The organism is Spirulina subsalsa CS-330 (assembly GCF_028330765.1).
Classification (GTDB): domain Bacteria; phylum Cyanobacteriota; class Cyanobacteriia; order Cyanobacteriales; family Spirulinaceae; genus Spirulina; species Spirulina subsalsa_A.
The window spans coordinates 1-19201 of sequence record NZ_JAQMTY010000158.1; the positions used below are offsets into that span (position 1 = coordinate 1).

Annotated in this window: 15 protein-coding genes and 1 pseudogene; 6 read left to right on the plus strand and 10 right to left on the minus strand. The window is 55.2% G+C overall.

Annotation, left to right across the window (positions count from 1 at the left end; genetic code table 11):
- Positions 1-341: pseudogene (locus PN477_RS10555) on the minus strand (hypothetical protein); the annotation flags it as partial.
- 300 nt (positions 342-641) lie between these two features.
- On the opposite strand from PN477_RS10555, the gene menA reads away from it, so the two are divergent.
- On the plus strand, positions 642-1568 hold the full coding sequence (gene menA / locus PN477_RS10560) for a 2-carboxy-1,4-naphthoquinone phytyltransferase (RefSeq protein ID WP_272120068.1): 927 nt from the start codon (positions 642-644) through the stop codon (positions 1566-1568).
- A gap of 213 nt (positions 1569-1781) precedes the next feature.
- Here menA and PN477_RS10565 read toward each other — a convergent pair whose 3' ends face one another.
- The gene (locus PN477_RS10565; protein WP_272120069.1) at positions 1782-3881 is read right to left on the minus strand and encodes an ABC transporter ATP-binding protein; all 2100 of its coding nucleotides are present in this window, start codon (positions 3879-3881) and stop codon (positions 1782-1784) included.
- 103 nt (positions 3882-3984) lie between these two features.
- Entirely contained in the window at positions 3985-5166 is a 1182-nt protein-coding gene (locus PN477_RS10570; RefSeq protein WP_272120070.1) for a glycosyltransferase family 4 protein, read from the minus strand.
- Between the two features lie 255 nt (positions 5167-5421).
- Between PN477_RS10570 and PN477_RS10575 the strand changes: the two genes are divergently transcribed.
- Positions 5422-6300: a rhomboid family intramembrane serine protease gene (locus PN477_RS10575; RefSeq protein WP_272120071.1), complete on the plus strand. Its 879-nt coding sequence runs from the start codon at positions 5422-5424 to the stop codon at positions 6298-6300.
- Between the two features lie 21 nt (positions 6301-6321).
- Here the strand turns inward: PN477_RS10575 and PN477_RS10580 are convergent, their stop codons facing one another.
- Together PN477_RS10580 and PN477_RS10585 are read right to left on the minus strand one after the other, a co-directional pair.
- The gene (locus PN477_RS10580) at positions 6322-9273 is read right to left on the minus strand and encodes a glycerol-3-phosphate acyltransferase (RefSeq protein WP_272120072.1); all 2952 of its coding nucleotides are present in this window, start codon (positions 9271-9273) and stop codon (positions 6322-6324) included.
- A 3-nt stretch (positions 9274-9276) separates the two neighbouring features.
- Positions 9277-9570, minus strand: a complete 294-nt coding sequence (locus tag PN477_RS10585) for a hypothetical protein (protein ID WP_272147268.1) — start codon at positions 9568-9570, stop codon at positions 9277-9279.
- Between the two features lie 212 nt (positions 9571-9782).
- Here PN477_RS10585 and PN477_RS10590 point away from each other — a divergent pair, with 212 nt between their 5' ends.
- From PN477_RS10590 to PN477_RS10600, 3 genes are all read left to right on the plus strand, one after another.
- Positions 9783-10934: an NAD-dependent epimerase/dehydratase family protein gene (locus PN477_RS10590; protein WP_272120074.1), complete on the plus strand. Its 1152-nt coding sequence runs from the start codon at positions 9783-9785 to the stop codon at positions 10932-10934.
- A 429-nt stretch (positions 10935-11363) separates the two neighbouring features.
- A complete protein-coding gene (locus tag PN477_RS10595) occupies positions 11364-12812 on the plus strand; it encodes an AAA family ATPase (protein WP_272120075.1) in 1449 nt (482 codons plus the stop codon).
- Positions 12813-13634, plus strand: a complete 822-nt coding sequence (locus tag PN477_RS10600) for a helix-hairpin-helix domain-containing protein (protein WP_272120076.1) — start codon at positions 12813-12815, stop codon at positions 13632-13634.
- A gap of 52 nt (positions 13635-13686) precedes the next feature.
- On the opposite strand, the gene PN477_RS10605 is transcribed toward PN477_RS10600, so the two are convergent.
- The 5 genes from PN477_RS10605 to PN477_RS10625 all read right to left on the minus strand — a co-directional run bounded on the left by PN477_RS10605 (position 13687) and on the right by PN477_RS10625 (position 17742).
- Entirely contained in the window at positions 13687-14397 is a 711-nt protein-coding gene (locus tag PN477_RS10605) for a hypothetical protein (RefSeq protein WP_272120077.1), read from the minus strand.
- Positions 14397-15302, minus strand: a complete 906-nt coding sequence (locus tag PN477_RS10610; RefSeq protein WP_272120078.1) for a hypothetical protein — start codon at positions 15300-15302, stop codon at positions 14397-14399. Before PN477_RS10610 ends, PN477_RS10605 begins: the two co-directional genes overlap by 1 nt.
- 16 nt (positions 15303-15318) lie before the next feature.
- Entirely contained in the window at positions 15319-16770 is a 1452-nt protein-coding gene (locus PN477_RS10615) for a hypothetical protein (RefSeq protein WP_272120079.1), read from the minus strand.
- A 45-nt stretch (positions 16771-16815) separates the two neighbouring features.
- Positions 16816-17205, minus strand: a complete 390-nt coding sequence (locus tag PN477_RS10620) for a hypothetical protein (protein WP_272120080.1) — start codon at positions 17203-17205, stop codon at positions 16816-16818.
- Between the two features lie 69 nt (positions 17206-17274).
- Positions 17275-17742, minus strand: coding sequence for an EVE domain-containing protein (locus PN477_RS10625; RefSeq protein ID WP_272120081.1), 468 nt, complete (start codon positions 17740-17742; stop codon positions 17275-17277).
- A gap of 101 nt (positions 17743-17843) precedes the next feature.
- Here PN477_RS10625 and guaD point away from each other — a divergent pair, with 101 nt between their 5' ends.
- A complete protein-coding gene (gene guaD, locus PN477_RS10630; protein ID WP_272120082.1) occupies positions 17844-19175 on the plus strand; it encodes a guanine deaminase in 1332 nt (443 codons plus the stop codon).
- The last annotated feature ends 26 nt before the right edge of the window (positions 19176-19201 follow it).

Genomic DNA, 19201 nt, shown 5'->3' on the forward strand with positions numbered 1-19201 from the left:
CCCCCCCCCCCCCCCGCTTGGGTGAGGTGATGGTGCTGGGTCGTGAGCCAATGCCGCGCCCGGAGAAAACGCTCCTCCCCCGTAAAACAGGCCCCGTCCACTTGACCAATGGCGGCGATCGCCACCTGATGACTCGGATGCTCCCAATAAGCCGACGGCTGATTCAGAAACGGATTACATTGCAACAGCAGCAGCGGATCAACCGCTGGGTCTAGGGGGTACGACAGACTCAGCAGTTGAGCTACACCCCGTTGCCGCGCCCGGACTGACACCGAGGAAAAAAGGGACTGGAGTTCTCGCGCATCGTATGCCGGGGAAAAACGATAGGGAAGAACGGGCATGGAACAACGTAAAATTTCTTATAAATTTTTAATTTTGAGTAGGACTCAATGGTATGTCTAAGAAGGGGAAGCCGTCTAGATGACAATGCTCCTATGGTAGCGGAACTCTTAAAAACTCGGCATCAATCCCCTACTCACGTAGGATCATGAATGCCAAAATTGTGGATTCATTCGTCTTTAATCCCCCACTTATTGAATGCCTATTTTGTGGGTTTTGTGGGCTGTCTTTGTTGATTTTAAATTGACAGCAATCCCCCTCTTTTTTTTGCCCGTGCTTTGTGACATTTGACACTGAATTCTATGACCAGCCCTCAACCGATTTCGCCTTCATTACCCTCCCCCCCCTCCCAAAAACAACTGTGGAAAGCCGCGATCAAGCTGCCGATGTACAGTGTTGCAGTGATGCCGATTCTGATGGGAACTGCGATCGCCTATGGTGAAACTGGGCAGATCAACGGGGGAATCTTGAGCGGTTTTTTGACGGGGGCGATCGCAATTTTGGCCTGGATTAACTTAAGTAATGATGTCTTTGATGCCGATACCGGCATTGATCGCAATAAAGCCCATTCCATTGTCAACCTCACCCAAAATAAATCACTGATTTTTTGGCTCAGTCTGGGCTGTTTAGGGGTGGGAATTTTGAGTATTGTGGCGATCACCTATTGGGTGCAAGATTGGCGGATTTTAGGGCTGGTGCTGGGAGCGTGTTTTTTAGGCTATACCTATCAAGGGCCGCCCTTTCGCCTGGGATATTTGGGACTCGGTGAACCGATTTGCTTTGTAACCTTTGGCCCGATGGCGATCGCTGCTGCCATCTATTCCCAATCCGCCACCCTCACGCCGCAATTCTGGGCGATCGCCACCCTGCTGGGCTTGACGACAACCCTGATTTTATACTGCTCTCACTTTCACCAAGAAGCCGACGATCTCGCCGCCGGGAAGCGATCGCCCATTGTCCGCCTCGGCACTGCACGGGGGGCTGATCTCCTTACCTTCAGCGTCATCCTGTTTGGCCTCAGTATCCCCATCGGCGTTGGGCTGGGACTGTTGCCCCTTGCCACCCTCTTCACTCTGCTGAGTTTGCCGATTGGCGTGGGGCTAGTGCGCCATGTGCGAGCGAATCATGACCAACCGGAGCGCGTCCAAAACTGTAAATTTATCGCCATCAAACTGCATTTTTGGAGCGGTCTTTTACTCATTCTGGGTGTACTTTTACCCACGAGTTAAGCCACTCTTTGGGCCTAATTTGGGATCGGCCATCACCCGGTTTGAATGGGTGCATCTCAGTTATGCAATCCCTCACCCAACCCTCTCCCGAAGGAGAAGGCTTTTGGCTCCTTTCTCCTGCGGGAGAAGGGCTGGGGATGAGGGGGGTCTCTGGCGAGCCATGGGAATCTGCAAAAGTGAGATCACCCGGTTTGAATTTGCCTGAATCTGCCCTCACCCTGAGGAGTTGGGGAGTTCTGAGGCTTTGGCCACATTGATCCCATTCCAGTCCAAACGAGCACCATGATCTTCAAAAAAGGAAAGGGTGTTCAAGAGTCCTAGGGCGGATTCGTAGGATTCTTGAATCAATTCTTGACGCTCTTCTGGGGTATCCACTAAATCATCAGTGACCAATTGGAGAGAGCCGAGCATTGCATTGAGACGGGCACGGACTTCGTAGGACAAACAGGTGCGCAGTTCCAACGAGGCCCGAATCGAGGCGCGAATCAACGCCGCATTGGTGGGCAGGGCAAATTTTTTCTGTTTCTTGCCGAATTGCAAATCGTGGAGTTTGGCGTAATGGCCATCCCGTTCGAGGAGTTCGGCGTGGGTTCCCACTTCCATGACTTGCCCTTGATCGAGAACGACAATTTGATGGGCTTGGCGGATGGTGGAAAGGCGGTGGGCAATGACGAGGGTGGTGCGATCGCGGCAGAGTTCATCGATCGCATCCTGCACCAGTCGTTCCGACACCGTATCAAGGGCGCTGGTGGCCTCGTCCAAAATCAAAATATCCGGGTCACGCAGCAGAGCGCGGGCAATGGCCAGGCGTTGCCGCTGGCCGCCGGAGAGCATCACACCGCGATCGCCAATTTCCGTAGCAAAGCCCTGGGGCAGATTTTGGATAAAGTCGTAGGCATTGGCGCGGCGGGCCGCAGTTTCAATCTCCGCATCACTCACATTTTCCAGCCCATAGGCAATGTTGTAGCGAATCGAATTATTAAACAAGAAGGTATCCTGACTCACTACCCCCATCGCTTGGCGCACTGACCCCAATTCCAAATCCCGCAAATCCACGCCATCCAGGGTAATCCGCCCCTGCACCGGATCATAAAAGCGGGGTACAAGATCCACCAATGTTGATTTTCCTGCCCCCGATGACCCCACCAGGGCGGTGGTTTTCCCCCGTGGAATCCAAAGATCAACGTCTTTCAGGGTATTTGCCTCATAGCCGGGATAGTGGAAACTCACCCCTTCAAAGCGAATCCCCTCCTGAAGGGGTGTATAGGCGCGATCGCCCCACTGCATGATCGGTTTATCATCTTCACGGAGGAAATGGGCTGTAATTTCCGCACTGGGGGACACATTGGCAAACTTACTCCGCTCCTCATTCAGCCGTCCCACAAAGGGGAGAAGGCGAAACAGCGTCACCAAATAAATGAGGAGAATCGTCGAAAGAGATTGCAGTTGATCGATAAAAATATAGCGCCCGATTACGACAATACCGAGGATCGTAAAAATGCCTGAAATTTCATTAATCGGGGCGATCACGGCGTAATTACTTTGGGAAGCAAATTCCGCCTGCTCTCGTTCCCGAATACATTGCTCTAGCTTCTGATATTCAAATTGCTCATTGCTGACGGTTTTAATCAGTCGAATCCCCGTGAGGATTTCAAGTAATCTATTGGAATATTCCTGGGATTTTAAGGACAGAATGCGGCCATACTGTTTGGCCCGTCGAATAAACCATTGATTGAGGGCAAACATCAGCACCAGCAACACCGCCGCCGCAAGGGTGAGTTTCCAGGACAGCATGATCAAAATGCCGATAAACACCGAAACGGTGGTTAAGGTGGTGAACATGGAAATCCCCAATTTCACCGCGTTGGCGGTGCGTCCCACCTCATTGTTAACCGTGTTGATAATGTTGCCGATTTTTTGTTTTGAAAAATAGTCTAAGTCAAACCGCAGGAGGAGTTTGACCCCTTCAAGGCGCATGCCGTTGACGAGCGATCGCGATAAATAGTTAGAGACAATCGCCGTAAAATACATGGCGGTATTTTTGAGGACGATCGCTAAAATGACCGCCCCAATCATGGCAAAGAATTTCGTATCCCCCGGAAACCGTTCAAAGAACCGCATCACGGCTTGGAGGGCAGCGGGCCCCTTCGTTAATAGCCCGGTATCCTGACCCAAAAACCCCAGCAGGAGGGGGACAATCAAGGCGGTACTAATGCCATTAAATAACGCGCCAGAAAACCCTAAAACAACAGTCGCGATAATTAAAAACGGGTAACGGAGGGCAAACTTCAGGAGTAGTTTATTGGTAGACATTGATTCCTTCCACAGGGAGGCGGAGTGACCCAGAACAGTGCTGAACTCCGATGGCTAATGGGATGTGTATGGGTTGGGCGGTCGGCGGGGTGCTGAGGGTTGGTTATCTGTTCGGGGTCAAGGGGGTTAATACCTCTGCTAGTCTAGCGGCCATTGCCGCAAAACTATATTGTGCAATACATCGGTTTCGGGCCTGCTGTCCGAGGGCCAGGGCGCGATCGTAATGGGTGAAAATCCATTGAATCTGGGCGGCGATCGCTGCTGGGGATTCCGGTTCGACTAAAAAGCCGGTGTCACCGAGGAGGGTGGGAATATCCCCGACACGGCTAGCGATGATCGGTTTCGCCATGGCCATGCCGTCGGTGAGTTTGAGGGGAAATTGGGCGCGGGTGATCGGGGTGTCCCGTTGGGGGACGACGATGATATCCGCTGCGGCGACGAGGTCGGGCATGGTGTGGGCGGGTTGGATCGGAAGTTGGATTAGCCAGCGGGCCCAGCGGTGATGGAGGTGGCGATCGTAGTCGTCGTAGGGGCTACCGCCGACGATGACAAGGCGTAGATCGGGCTGGTCAAGGTGATCCAACGCCAGGAGGACATCTTCAATGCCTTTGTAGGGGCGGGGCGCACCGGGAAACATTAGGACGCGGTAATCACTGAGGCCGTAGCGATCGCGGCTGGCCGTGCGATCGCACCGGGCCGGATCGAACAGGTCTACATCCTTCCCATTGGGCACATAGGCCCCACCAAAGCGATCCTGTAAAAATTGACTGTGGATTGTGACGGCATCGGCGCGGGGCACGAGTTTTTCCGCCCACCGTAGATAGAGGGGATGATCCAGGTGGCGCAAGGCTCCGTTGGGTTTGAGGATGTCCCGCGCCACCTGCTTTAGGCTGGTGGGATAGCGCAGGTCATCACCACCACACCAGCCCAGCACCCAATCATCCACATCCAAAACGACGGGGGTACGGGTGCGCCAGCGATGCCAGAGGGCGAGGCCGAGGGTGGTGAGGTAGGGGCGGAGGGCGTAGACAATATCACCGCTGATCGCCCGGCTGAGGGTGCGGGCGGACTGCCAAAACTGCGGTAGGGGTTGGCCGGGGATCAGGGTGAGGGGAAAGCGATCGCGCACGGCGGGGTTGGGGGGGCGATCGCCAAAGTTAAAGCCGAGAATCTCCACCTCGTAGCCCAACTGTTGGAGGGCTTGGTAGAGTAAAAAAGGCCGACTCGCCGCCCAGCGGGCCGCACCACTGCCGGACAGATCATGGGACAGGATCGAAACTTTCAAGGGAGAATGGTGCAAAGGTCGCAATCAATCACATTGAACAAATGAGTTGGCCATGCCCCCACGTTGCCACGGGCGACAGGAGACATCGCGATCGACGGCACGGGGCAAAACAACCGGGTGAATCCCGATGCTGGAACACCATTAACCTCGGCTAGGAACAAACGCAGGAAAATCCCGTTTGCTCTGCCATTTTAACAAACCCCACTGGCGACGAAACGCGAGCAAGTCCGGGCCGAATCCTTGGAGAAATCATTAATGCTGAAAACTGCTGTGCGGGCTCTCTTGGCGCGGTTGCCCCAGCCTCAGACAAAGGGGGGCGCGTGCTTTGCCTGCCATCAATTTGTGCCCCAAGAAACGACGCAATGCCCCCATTGTCGGGTGTCTCAGCCGCTGCTGTGGGGCTATAGCGGCCCATTACAAGAGCGGGGGGTGGATTGGGGCATGACAACGGTGCTGATCTGGAGTTGTGTGGTGGTGTATGGGGTGAGTTTGGCGATCGATCTGCCGGGGATTCGCCATGGGGGGCCGATGCGGTGGTTGTCGCCGAGTAGTCGGAGTCTGTTGGCGTTGGGATCGACGGGGGCAGTGCCGCTGTTTGAGTTGGGGCGGTGGTGGACGGTGTTAAGTGCGGCGTGGCTCCATGGGGGGGCGCTGCATTTGCTGTTGAATTTGATGTGGCTGCGGTTGTTGGGGCCGGCGGTGGCGCAGTTTTACGGGGCGGGGCGGTTGTTGTGGATCTATGGGGGCAGTGCGATCGCCGGTAGTGTGCTCACCAGTGCGATCGCAGCGGCGGATTTTGCCGTTTTGCCCCCCGCCCTTCATGGTGCTAACTATACGGTGGGCGCATCGGGGGCAATTTTCGGCCTCCTCGGTGCGCTCCTTTCGGTGCCTTCGCCCCATTTGCAACGCATGGCCTGGACCTATGCCCTGCTCAATTTTGGGTTTGGTCTGTTTTCGGTGCAGGTGGATAACTGGGCCCATCTGGGGGGTTTATTGGGGGGCTGGTTCTGTTCGCAATTGCCGGGGATGGGGGTGAAATCCCCAGAACGGTTTTATCACCTGATCGGGGCGGTGATCATCGGGGGCGGTGCGATCGCCGCCGTTCTCGCCTCCATCCTGACCCCTGTGGGATAATCCCCCAACCTGGGGCGGCGGCTACTCCGTCTCGTCAATCAGTTCAATCGTGCCCTGCTGCCCGTCCACCCGCACCCATTGGCCATCGTGAAGCTGCATCACCCCAGCCACATCAAACACGGCCGGGATCTGATATTCTCGCGCCAAAATCGCCCCGTGGGACAGACGGCCCCCCACCTCCGACACAATCCCCACCGCACTAGCCAGCAGGGGCGACCAACCCGCATCGGTATAGGGCACGATCAGGACGGTATCCGGCGCGAGGGTTCCTGAGTCTTGGAGCGATCGCACCACCTGGACGCGACCTTCAATCACCCCAGGGCTGACCCCGATGCCCTTCAGGGTTTGCCCCACCGGGCGCGAGGGGGGCGGCGGCGGGCGATCGGCGCTGGGTTGGCCGTAGACCACCGGGGGCACATGGGACAGGGCTTGATGGTGGGTATAGGCCTGCTTGCGGAAGGCGAGGCGATCGCCCAGCACCGGATCGAGGCTGCCGGCATCCCGTTCCACTTGCTCGGCAAGTTCCGCCAGGGTGAGAAAGAACAGATCCCCGGCTTCCTGAAGCAGGCCCGCCTGGAGCCACTGCTGTTCAAGGGCGAGCAACGTCCATCGTAACTGTGCCAGCAGCCGGTTATAGAGTTCCGCCACGTTCCCTTTGAGGTCGAGGCGATGTTGCACCAGTTTGGCAAAGGCGGAACGGGATTCGGGCAGGTCTGGGGTTTGGGAGAGGCGCGATCGCTGCACATCATCAAACACACAGCGGGTAAACAGTTCGCGCATCGGTCGCGGCTGTTCCGACCAACGCGGCACTGCAATATCCGTCGCCACCTCACTCAGATAGCCATACTGCTTTAACCACAGATTGAACTGGTCTAAAATTGGCTGACCGTCGGGCATATCCGCCAAATAGGCAAACAGCGACGGACAACTATCAAAATTCAACTGGCCCATGGGCAGTAAATTTCGACTTTTTTCGGCTAACTGCATCAAGGCCCGCACCGAAGCCACCTCCGGCATCGCTTGGGTATCCAATTCCGCCTCACTCACCTGCAAGATCCCTTGACGGATCGCCGCGCTCAAGGGAGCCAAAATATTGTAGTAGGTGGCCCGCTGCAACGTGGACAGGATCAAATCCACCCGCGCTAACAGTTCATCGGGGGATAGGTGGGTGGCGGGGGTTTGCACCTGCTGGAGGGTGGGGATAAACCATTTCTGCTGATCGCGGGCGAAGTCTTGGGGGAGTCGCCATTCCCGCTGCGCCAGTCGCCAGAGTCCCGGTAAATTCTTGAGGGTGCGGAGGATCGGGGGTTTGGTCATCGGTGCGCCCCGCGTCAGGAATTCGAGGCTTTCGGGGGGGAGACCCATGCGCCGGAAGATTTCACCGAGGAGGGTGGCGTTGAAATAGGCGTGGGAGAAGTGCAGGGTGGCGGTGGCATCAAAATCCAACCCGGCGGCGCGATCGCCCAGCCCAATCTCAAATAATTTTCCCCACACGCCACAGGTGAGGGGTTGATTAATCGACCAGGTGAGGGGCCGAATCGCCCCCGGAATCACCTCAGCGGCAATTTTGCGCGTCCAAATCGGGGCGAGGGTGGTAATCGGGCGCGTTTGTAAAATCCAGAGGGTTTCACCGTCGTAGGTCCATTCCATATCCTGGGGAATGCCGTGATAGCGGGCTTCCAGGTCACGGCAGAGGCGGGCCACCTGTTGTAGAACGTGGGATGGGGTGGAACCTTCGCCAGCGATCGCCAAGGCGGCGGGATCATCCAGTTCCGGGCGATCGCCGTCAAGATGTTCGTGATCCGGTGGCATGACGGGATCAGCGGCAAAATGGACGCTGTATTGTTCCGGGGTGGTTTGACCCGACACCACCGCCGCCGCGCCCCCCGGCAAGGCCTCAATCACCACCACATCCCGGTATTGATCCACCGGGTCACGGCTGAAGGCAACGCCGGAATATTGCCCGGTGATTTGCTGTTGAACGAGGACGGCGAGGGATTGGTCGCGCTGGTGGTGGTGGCGGCGGTATTCAACGGCGCGGCGCGAATTATAGGAGGTTTGGCAATGGAGGACGGCGGCTTCGAGTTGGGGAGGGGTGGTGATGTTGGGCAGGGTGACGTATTGACCGGCAGCGGAGGCGGTGGCAGAGTCTTCGCCGATCGCTGACGATCGCACAATTAGGGGCTGCTCTGGGGATGGGTTCAAGGACAGGATTAAGGGCTGGGGATCATCCCCCGCCGGTAACACCCAGCCTTCGGGCACAGCATAGCCCCAACGTTTTAGGGTAGCCAGGGTGGCCGCCTTGGCCCCGACTTTCTGGGGTTCTAAGCGATCACGTAGGGTCAACACAGCATTATCTCCGCGAAAAAATCGAAACAGGGTGCGCGTATCTTGTTCTTGGTCGGTGGGTTCAACCAACTCCAGATCATCCGGAATTTTAGTGTAAATCCAAGCCATTAGGGCCGCGAGGATCACGACGGCGATCGCATAGTCTTGCCCCGACTGCCGCACGGCTAAAATCATCACCAGCCAAAACAGGCTCACATAGCGCCCCGCCCGCCGTTCCCGCACCAGGGTAAAACTCATCAACCCCAAAAAGGCAATCACCACCGCCCCGATCGGGTCATGGGCGACAATCCCCCAAAATACATTCGTCGTCCCCGCCCCGCCGCCCATCCAATAGCGGCCCATCACCAAGGCAATCAAGGCCACAATCTCCCACGCCGGTTCCGTCGTAAAAAACCACCGCGCCAACAGCACCGCGATCACCCCCTTTGCCGCCTCAGAACAGACCGCCACAATTCCCACCGTGCGCCCGCCGTGGTAAAACGCCGCTGACACCGAGAGATTCCCCGTCCCCAACTGTCGCAACCGTTTCCCCGTTCCCCGCCGCACGAGCCAATCCACCACGGGCAAGCCCCCCAGCACAGGGCATATTAAAAAGATAATCACCGACCCCCACAGTTCACGCATCGGCTATGGGATGAAGGGGATAATCGGCTTTAACATGTTGCGCAGTTGCAGGAGGAAAATCAGGTGACGCACTTGGGGATCAAGTTCTGGATCGTAGGCCCGTTCTCCTTGGGCGGCTTCGACTTGGGCATAGTCCGCCGCCGTGAGCCGTTCCCCCGTTTGAGGCGATCGCGCCTCCAAAATAATTTCTGTGCGTAACACTTCCTCCGGCGTATCCTCCGGCGGCGGCATCGCACCGGCCATCCCGCAGGGCCACACCAGCAGGAGTCCAACCATCAATACCAATCGCGATCGCATAGGGAGCCTCGTTAGCCAACACTGCCGCTATTTTAGCGAATCTCATTCCCGCCGCCGTCATTCCCCGATCAACCCGTCAGAATGGAGCCAGAGCCAGGCTGCGATCGCCCCCCATTTCGCCCTTAATCTCCCCCTAAACTTGATCCCCAACAATGCCCCAATACCTGATACATTTAGCGAGTATCGGTAAAGACAATCACAAAAAAGGCAATATGAAAGTTTTAGTCATCGGTGGGGATGGGTATTGCGGCTGGGCCACAGCACTCCACCTCTCCAATAAAGGATATGAGGTCGGCATTCTTGATAACCTGATCCGCCGTCATTGGGATGCCAAACTAGGTGTTGATACACTCACCCCCATTGCACCGATTCAGCAACGACTGCAACGCTGGAAAGATTTAACGGGTAAACAGATCGATCTCTACATCGGTGATATTAATAACTACGATTTTCTGATTAAATCGCTCCGAGAATTTGGGCCCGACTCCATCGTTCACTTTGGCGAACAGCGATCGGCTCCCTACTCCATGATTGACCGCGAACATGCGGTCATGACCCAAACCAATAACGTTGTTGGAACCCTCAATATTCTCTTTGCGATGCGCGATGAGTTTCCCAATTGTCACCTCGTGAAATTGGGAACCATGGGTGAATATGGAACCCCCAATATTGACATCGAAGAAGGCTACATCGAAATCGAACATAACGGCCGCAAAGATACCCTCCCCTACCCCAAACAACCGGGGAGTTTCTATCACCTCTCCAAAGTTCACGACAGCCACAATATTCACTTCGCCTGTAAAATTTGGGGCCTCCGCGCCACCGATCTCAACCAAGGGATTGTCTACGGTGTGTTAACCGAAGAAACCGGCATGGATGAACTGCTGGTCAACCGTTTAGACTATGACGGTGTATTTGGTACGGCCTTAAATCGCTTTTGTATTCAAGCTGCGATCGGGCATCCCCTCACGGTCTACGGCAAAGGCGGCCAAACCCGCGGCCTCCTCGATATTCGCGACACCGTGCGCTGCATTGAAATTGCGATCAATAATCCCGCCGATCCCGGTGATTTCCGCGTCTTCAACCAATTCACGGAACTCTTTAGCATCAGCGATTTAGCAACAATGGTGCAAAAAGCCGGCAGCACCCTCGGTCTCAAAGTAGAGATTAAGAGCGTGGATAACCCCCGCGTCGAACTCGAAGAACATTATTTCAACGCCAAAAATACCAAGCTCTTAGATCTTGGTTTAGAGCCTCACTTCCTCTCGGATTCTCTGTTGGATTCCCTGTTGAATTTTGCGGTGAAATATCAAAATCGGGTCGATAAGCAAGAAATTCTCCCGAAGGTTTCCTGGCGGCGTTAGGAGACGAGCGTTTTCACGCCTTACCCTCACCCCAAACCCCTCTCCCACGGGGCGAGGGGCTTCTGATCTGGACGTGATGATTTCTGAACAAGCTGCACGAGCTTTCGATCCTGTTGATTGAAGGGATTAATCACGGATTGAGCTTGGATTAATCCCAGGGTACGATCGCGCTTCTCTCCGGAGGCGCGATTTTTGATAGGGACAGATACCGCTCACACCGTCCGATGGGTGCGATCGCGTCTTCATCCCTCCTCGATCCTCCTGCGACCTCCATGGCTATCCCACCGTTTTTCAGTACAAATATATCTACCCCGCCCCTTTGGCCTCAATTTGTAACGCTGGGCATCATTCCGGCTTTTTCCGCATCTCCGGGTCTGATACCCTAGGGTTTATCCCTCAGCCCATCATCCTGTCCATGGTGGAACAGCAATGCCCTATCGTGGCGGTTTACCCGTCTTTTTTAACCCAGAAAACTGTCGCAACGAGACAGAAGTTGAAAGTAAGTTTATTGTTCAATACCTACTACCGAGTTTGGGTTATGCCCCCGAAGCGTGGCATCAAGAAGTGACCCTCGGTAAAATTCGCCTTGATTTTCTCATTTTTGCAGCCCAATCTTTACCGATTCAATTGAACGATCAGTCTCCCTACAGTTTACTGATCGAAGCGAAAAGCCCCCGCCATCATTTAGGGCCGTTTGTTGCTAAATTAACCTATTATTTAACACAGCTTTGGATTCCCTATGGGGTACTAACCAACGGCAAAGAATTTCAAATTTATAGCCGCAGTGGCGATCGCATTCACCGTATTTTTGAATGTCGCGGTTCTAGTGTTCAGGCACAATTGGGGACAATTCGCAGCATCATTGGTCGGGATGAAATGCAGATGATGGGAAAATTGCGATCGCCCGCCCCCGCTAAACCGCCCCCACCCAAAAAGCGATCGCCCCCCCATTCTCTGCCACCGTTTACCTACTCTGTTTCCCTCAATCCTCAACCTTCATTGATCCCGAAAACTATGCGCACTATTGCCATCTATCACAATAAAGGCGGCGTGGGTAAAACCACCACCGTTGTTAATCTCGCGGCTGCGTTGAGCAAGCAAGGGCAGCGCGTTCTTGTCATCGATCTCGACAGTCAAGCCAATACAACCTTTGCGGTGGGCTTGGCAAAATTTGACGATGAAGAAGATGCACTCAGTAAGACCCTCAGTGAAAATAATATCCAGCAGGTGTTAAGTTCTGAAGAACTCTACCCAATTCCCGCCGTAGCCCAAACCGCCTTTAGTTTTTGCACACCGCCCATTGATGTAGTTCCGGCTCATATTGACTTGATGCGGGCAGAAAATGAGTTAAATAGTCAAGAAAATGCGCGATTTATTCTCAGTCAAAAATTGCAAGATGTGCAGGATAACTATGATGTGGTGTTGATTGATACGCCGCCATCGTTGAATTTGTTCGCCCGTTATGCGTTGATTTCATCGGATTACTTAATTATCCCGTCGGATTTAAAACCCTTTGCAAATCAAGGACTACGGAATGTGCAAGGGTTAGTCAAAGATGTGAATAGTTTTCGCAAAAATATTAACCGGGCTCCGATTTATTTACTGGGAGTTTTGGCGAATAAGGTTTCGACCAATGCGCGGTTTGTGAATTCGACCTTGCCAAAACGGATGCAGATGGTAACAGAACGCTATGGCTTGAAAATGATGGAGAGTATTATTTTTGAGCGGGAACCGTTGGCGAAATGTGCGGAGCAAGTGCGGGTGATTGATGGGCGGGAAGTGCCTGATCCGCGTTCGGTGTTGGATTATGATCCGAATTCCAAATCAGCGCAGGAGTTTAATACATTGGCCCTTGAAGTGATGGGAAAACTGGCGTAGATGAAACTTAAAATTAGTTTAGTGGGGGTGAAGCGGATTCAGTCGGCGGTGGCGCGATCGCACTTTTCTTCAGCGGTCATTGATCAGGCGGCTGAGGCAATTTTGCAGGCGGAAGGGTTGATTAATCCGCTGATTTTGCGGCGTTTAGATTGGCAAAGCTATGAGGTGGTGGATAATCACTTGGGATATTATGCAGCGGTGCGGGCGAAGGAATTAGATTTAGCACGGGGTGAGACGGTGCAGGCGATTATTCTAGAGCCGGAACAGGAGGCGGCTTTGTTGACACAGGTGCAGCTTTTTCGCGGGGCTGTCCCTGCTCCTGAAGCCGTGATTACAGACCCTCCCACCGCACCGGATCTGACGCACCGTTTCGCCCAGTTTGAGCGCACGATCGCGGCTCAATTCGCCGCCCTCCGCGACGAGAATCAGCACCTCCACCAAGCGATCGCGGCCCTCCGTGATCAGGTGACAACCCCACCGCCGATCGCGTTAGATGATGGGGTGTTGGGTGCGATCGCTGCCAAGCTGATCCCTTTTTTACCCACTGCTCAATCGGCTACATCTGGCCACACATCGACCTCAAAACCCTCTTTCCCTCGTCCTACTTCTCCCCCAAAACCCACCCCAAAAATCAACCTCAACCGCGCTACAGCGGTGGAATTATGCCAAGTGAAGGGGTTAGGAAAAAGCAAAGCCGAAGCCATTTTAAAACGACGGCAAGATCAGGGGGATTTCACCTCTATTGATCAACTTGCGGATCTGCCAGGCATCACCCCAAACACAATCCAAAAATATCAATGGTCTGACTCGTTTGAGGTCTAAAACTATGGCAGCGATCCCCACAAATAGGGCATCATCCCAATGGTGAGACGGGTTAACGGGTGGGATCGGGTTGCAGGACGCGACGGAGCATATATTGCCGAATCAGGGGGGCGAGCCTGGGCAGTATTCCCCGGTGCAGAATGGTTTGAGAGCACCAAGGGAGGAGACAAGCGATCGCAACTTTCCGCCCCCAGATCAGCGCATCCCCTTGGATTAAGGCCGGCACATCCCACAGCAGATACAGGGTCGTCACTCCCCCGGAAATTCCCCAGGCAATACGATTCATTAACGCGGTCAGTTCAAAGGTGAGGCGACCCAATAACTGACGAATCAACCAATAATGGGCAGTCGAGAGGGTTAGCGCGAGAATCTTATCCTCCAAGCAGCTTGCACAGACTTGATGGATGATGTCCCCATCGATGGAAATCACGGTTTTTAACACCGCCTCTTCTGAGGATTGCAACGGATAAAAGGTGACAAAACTAATCGCCGATTGTAATTGGCCGCGATGATCCACCAGGACATAGCGCAACAACGCGGCGAGAAAGGGACGCGGAATCAGCAACCGTTGACCCCGTGCCTGAGCCATCCTGATCAAGCGTAAATTAACCGGGTCAAGGTGAAACGTGACCCCGTGATAGAGAATGTTATCCTCGGCGGTGCGTTCTTTCACTAAACGCACCACGGATTTAAGCATGAGGTCACGCCGCCGCTGAGGGCGCGATCGCCCTTGGCTCACTGGGTTCTCTTGTGGCTGTACCATTAGCGCGATTTACGCCGTGAGAACGCATTGCCCAACTGGGCGAAGGTTTTTTGGGCGAGATCGAGGATGAAGCCCAGCAGTTCACGCCATTGTTGTTCGCCGGCGGTGACGCTTTCTCTATGGATGTTGAGGATCAGATCACGGTGGGGATGGTCGAAGATGTCGGTGCTGTAGCGGTTAATCACGTCGCCATCGAGTTGGATGATGGTTTGGGCGTAGATGATATCGGTTTTGACATCATTCATAATCTCGGCTTGGGCTTGGTCAGGATGAAGATGTTGCATCCGCTGGAGGGAGCGGTTGCGGTTGTCGAGACCGGCTTTGAGTTCGCTCATTTTGCGGAGCGATCGCGAAAATTTCGGATTATTGAGCAGGGCTTGAACCCGGTGCATCTCGTTGGGATCATGGGGTTTTAACGGGTTGGGCAATTGGGAATGGAGCGCATCAATGGGGGCATTGGGGTCACTCAAAATCCGTAATCGTTCCTGCTGGACTGCGGTTTGCTCCTGGGTGGAGGGGTCAAACAGATCCGATTCCGGATCGCACATCAGCAGGACATATTCCATTTCCAGGCTGCGCCGCAATTCCACATAACGGCCCCGGAGGCTCTCGTGCAGTTCGTCTCGATAACGCCAACTTTCATCAATGCGGTAGAGATCGCGATAGATTTCCCAGGGCATGAACTTATCCCCGGTGATCCGCTCCACCACCATCGTATTCACTTCTAAGGCCGTGATATCAATGAGAACTTCACTGAGCGATCGCGCAAAGTCCTTGAGAATGTTCTGACCTTGATCGGCGGGTTGTTTTGTAGTCACAGTGGGCGTTGGGGTAAGGGGAGGCGTGGTCAGGTTGGCCCGGCGCGATCGCCGTCGGTCTAGAGGAGCACCATTCGGATTCGTCATTTTTTTCTCCTTAACGTTAAGGTTCAGGCTCATCATCCGGTTGCCAGGTTTCTAGCCCTGCACCCTGATCATCATCAACAGCCCAGACCTGTTCCGTTGCTGAAAACTCTGGATCATCGGCATCGTCCCCCCACGGTTCTACCGGAGCGGGATCATCCCTCGCCCCATCAGCCGGCGGGAGCAGAGACACCGCCTCAGTCCGATAATCTTCCCAATCTTCTTCGACCACCGAAGTATAATCCGTCGCGTTCGGAAATGGATCGAGGGTGGGATTCGGCAATTCCGGTTCTGCACCGGTATCTTCGACAAACTCCACAAATTCGCCCCAATCCTCTTCGTCATCGTCGAGATTCAACCCATCGGTAAACCTGACCGCAGCCGGGGCTGGGGGATGGGGCGCGATCGCCTCCTGAGAAACATCCGGCAGGGGCAACACGGCTTCATCCAAATACAGATAGGACGCATCCCAATCTTCAATCCGCAGGGATTCAGGGTCAGCCGGTGGCGGCGTTGAGGGGGTAACCTCTGGAGCGGAGTCGGAGGGGAACGGGCGCAACTGTTCGCCCTCGTTAGCAAAATCAGTTAAAAAGGCATCGGTGTCGGGGTCATCGGCGATGACTTCGAGGGGAGCCACCGGAGTTTCGGTAAAAATAGCGTCAAGATCCGGGAAAACGAGGGCTTCGGGATCGGTTTGGCTGGGCAGATCCGAGGCGAAGGGGTCGAGGGGCGGCGGTTCTGGTGCAGAGCGAGGCGTGATCAAGGCGGGTTCGCTGGCAAGGTTCAGGGGAGCGGCAGCGGTGATGTCAGTGGGAAAGCTTAAGGGTGGGGCATTCCAGAGGTCATCGGCGGTGCTAAAGGGGTCGCGATCGCCCCCCAAATCCGGCAGCGGTGGATCAGCGAGGGGGGGGATGGGTTGATCATCCCACTGGAGATCGGGTTGATCGGCCCAGAGGTCGGCGGTGAGGTCGTTGTCATCGAGGGGAGCCGCGAGGGGATCATCACCGTAGGGGTCAGGGTCGGGATGGGTGAAGGGGTCAAGGTCGGGGGAATCGAGGGGGGTAAGGGTGGGAGCCGGATCGGGGGGTGGGGGGTTGAAAATGTTACCGAGGACGGTGAACAGACGGTTCAAGTTTTCCACGTTATTTTGAATGAGACGGCTGCCGGTGGCGACTTGGTCGAGGTGAAATTGTCGCAGTTCGTGATAGTCCTGGTCAGTGAGGAAGCGATCGCCCACCTGATTTTCAATATCCCCCTGCACCAGATCAATCCGGGTATGGAGGCGATCGCCCGACAACCCCGGAGCCGACCCATGCACCAACGCCTCAGCACTAGCGATCGCCGGAATTACTTCCGTGGTGATGTTCAACTCCACCGCTTGGCCCATGGCCATTAAAAACGCCTCTTGGAGTCGCCCGGCTTTGAGCACCTGCTGAAAGGTTTCCCGCCCTTGCTGTTCTGATTCGACCATGTTCCATCCTCTGCTTGAACTGTCGATCATGCCTCACCAGCATGGTTACTGCGGCGGTAGGGATGGATTGCGGGTGTTCTTGGGCAACCGATCAACGGTACGCGCCAAGAGGACAAACATTTGCTGCAAACTTTCCAGGTTTTGCTTGATAATGTCGCGCCCGTCTTGAACTTGCTGGAGGTGAAAGTCGCGCAGTTCCGTATAGGGGCCGCTGCCGATAAATTGGCTGCCCACTTCGTTATTAATATCCCCATCCACCAAGTTCATCCGCGTCCGCATTCTCGCACCGGGAGAGGGTTCCCCCAGCACGGCACTGTCATCGGTGGATACCCAGGTGGTAATTTCTAATTCAATGGCTTCACCGAGGGCAAGAGTTAGCGCATCAACGACTTTTCCCTCTTTGAGGTACTGCCGAAATTCATCACTGGCTGCCATGTAGAGTTTCCCCAACGAGTCACGCCTAAAACTATAGCACGGCGGTTTTTGGGGGGATCGCTGAGGGCATTAAGTTTCCTTGCGGAGGGTGGTAAGGGCGAGGAGACGGGAGGCGATCGCTCCCTCAACGGGCATCACTGACAGCCGATTCCCCCGCCGCACTAAGACGAATTCATCCGGCGTAAATGTAGCTTTTAAGGTGTCAAGGGGAACGAGATCCGCAAACGTCGCCACATATCCCAGTTTGACGGTATACCAGCGGGGTTTGTCGGGGGTGGCTTTGGGGTCGTAATAGGGGCTATGGGGGTCGAACTGGGTGGGGTCGATGACGTTGGCGGCGACCACTTCGGCCAGACCCGCGAGGCCGGGGGGTTTGGCGTTGGAATGGTAAATAAAGACGCGATCGCCCTCTTGCATCTGTCGCAAAAAATTCCGCGCTTGATAATTGCGCACGCCGTCCCAAATCTCGATGCGATCGCGGGCTAAGTCATCAATACTGTACACCGTGGGTTCTGATTTCACGAGCCAATCTGCCATTCTGCTGTCCCCCTGTCAAAAGTCGGGTTTATTGTCCCATGGGCCCAGGGGCGATCGCCTTTATAATTTCTGAGAATTTGAGAAACTGGCAGGCTTAGGACATGACCAACGCAACTCAACCCCAGGGTATCCGTGGGGCGCTCCTCGATCTGATTGCTGATCCCTTTTATCACGAAGTCGCGGAGTCGGTGCGCTACATCCCCGATGGGGTTTTGGTGATTGCAGCGGGCAAGATTCAAGCGATCGCCCCCTATGCCGACATCATCGCCCAATATCCCGACCTCCCGATCACCGACTACCGCAATCATCTCATCGTCCCCGGCCTGATTGATACCCACATCCATTTCCCCCAAATGGAAATGATCGCCGCCTACGGGGAACAACTCCTCACCTGGCTCAATACCTACACCTTCCCCACCGAAGCCCAATTTAAAGATCCCGCCTACGCCGCCGAAGTGGCCGATCGCTTCCTCACGGAACTGCTGCGCCATGGGACTACCACCGCCCTCGTTTTCGCCACGGTGCATCCGGAATCCGTCGAGGCCTTTTTCACCGCCGCCCAAGCCCGCCGCCTCCGGATGATTTCCGGTAAGGTGTTGATGGATCGCCATGCCCCGGAGAATTTGCGCGACACCCCAGAACAGGCCTACCACGAGAGCAAAGCCCTGATTGCAAAATGGCATGGGCGCGATCGCCTCCTCTACGCCGTCACGCCCCGTTTTGCGATTACCTCATCCCCGGAACAATTGGCAGTCGCGGGCCGCCTCCTCGCCGAATTTCCCGATGTTTACCTCCATACCCACCTCTCGGAAAATGAGGACGAAGTAGCCTGGGTGCGGGAGCTTTTCCCCGATCGCGACGGTTATTTAGATGTGTACGATCGCGCCGGATTGGTGGGGCCTCGTTCCATTTTTGCCCATGGGGTGCAACTCACCCCGGCGGAATTTGCCCGCCTGTCGGTGACGGAGGCGGCGATCGCCTTTTGTCCCACCTCGAACCTGTTTCTCGGTAGCGGTCTGTTTAAACTCGAACAGGCGAAACACCGCGATCGCCCCGTGAAACTCGGCCTCGGCACGGACATCGGCGCAGGTACGAGCTTCTCGATCCTCCAAACCGCCAACGAAGCCTACAAAGTCGCCCAACTGCGTCGCCAAACCCTTTCCCCCTTCCAAGCCCTCTACCTCGCCACCCTCGGCGGCGCTCACGCCCTCAACCTTGACCCCATCCTCGGCAATTTCAACCCCGGCAAGGAAGCCGACTTCATCGTCCTCGATCGCCGCGCCACCCCTCTCCTTCAATTCCGCAACCCCGAAACCATCCCCACGGATTTAACCGCGATCGCTGATCAAGTCTTCTCCTTGATCATCCTTGGGGACGATCGCGCCATCCACGCCACCCACATTTTGGGCGATCGCGTCATCCTGCCGGACTAGGTCTGGCTCGATGGGTTTTCGGGCTG

Excerpts from the sequence above, each read along its gene's own strand:
- PN477_RS10610 (WP_272120078.1), bottom strand. The coding sequence starts at position 15,302 with ATGACGAATCCGAATGGTGCTCCTCTAGACCGACGGCGATCGCGCCGG.
- PN477_RS10600 (WP_272120076.1), top strand. The coding sequence starts at position 12,813 with ATGAAACTTAAAATTAGTTTAGTGGGGGTGAAGCGGATTCAGTCGGCG.
- menA (WP_272120068.1), top strand. The coding sequence starts at position 642 with ATGACCAGCCCTCAACCGATTTCGCCTTCATTACCCTCCCCCCCCTCC.
- PN477_RS10575 (WP_272120071.1), top strand. The coding sequence starts at position 5,422 with ATGCTGAAAACTGCTGTGCGGGCTCTCTTGGCGCGGTTGCCCCAGCCT.
- PN477_RS10565 (WP_272120069.1), bottom strand. The coding sequence starts at position 3,881 with ATGTCTACCAATAAACTACTCCTGAAGTTTGCCCTCCGTTACCCGTTT.
- PN477_RS10615 (WP_272120079.1), bottom strand. The coding sequence starts at position 16,770 with ATGGTCGAATCAGAACAGCAAGGGCGGGAAACCTTTCAGCAGGTGCTC.
- PN477_RS10595 (WP_272120075.1), top strand. The coding sequence starts at position 11,364 with ATGCCCTATCGTGGCGGTTTACCCGTCTTTTTTAACCCAGAAAACTGT.
- guaD (WP_272120082.1), top strand. The coding sequence starts at position 17,844 with ATGACCAACGCAACTCAACCCCAGGGTATCCGTGGGGCGCTCCTCGAT.
- PN477_RS10580 (WP_272120072.1), bottom strand. The coding sequence starts at position 9,273 with ATGCGTGAACTGTGGGGGTCGGTGATTATCTTTTTAATATGCCCTGTG.
- PN477_RS10625 (WP_272120081.1), bottom strand. The coding sequence starts at position 17,742 with ATGGCAGATTGGCTCGTGAAATCAGAACCCACGGTGTACAGTATTGAT.
- PN477_RS10620 (WP_272120080.1), bottom strand. The coding sequence starts at position 17,205 with ATGGCAGCCAGTGATGAATTTCGGCAGTACCTCAAAGAGGGAAAAGTC.
- PN477_RS10585 (WP_272147268.1), bottom strand. The coding sequence starts at position 9,570 with ATGCGATCGCGATTGGTATTGATGGTTGGACTCCTGCTGGTGTGGCCC.
- PN477_RS10605 (WP_272120077.1), bottom strand. The coding sequence starts at position 14,397 with ATGGTACAGCCACAAGAGAACCCAGTGAGCCAAGGGCGATCGCGCCCT.
- PN477_RS10590 (WP_272120074.1), top strand. The coding sequence starts at position 9,783 with ATGAAAGTTTTAGTCATCGGTGGGGATGGGTATTGCGGCTGGGCCACA.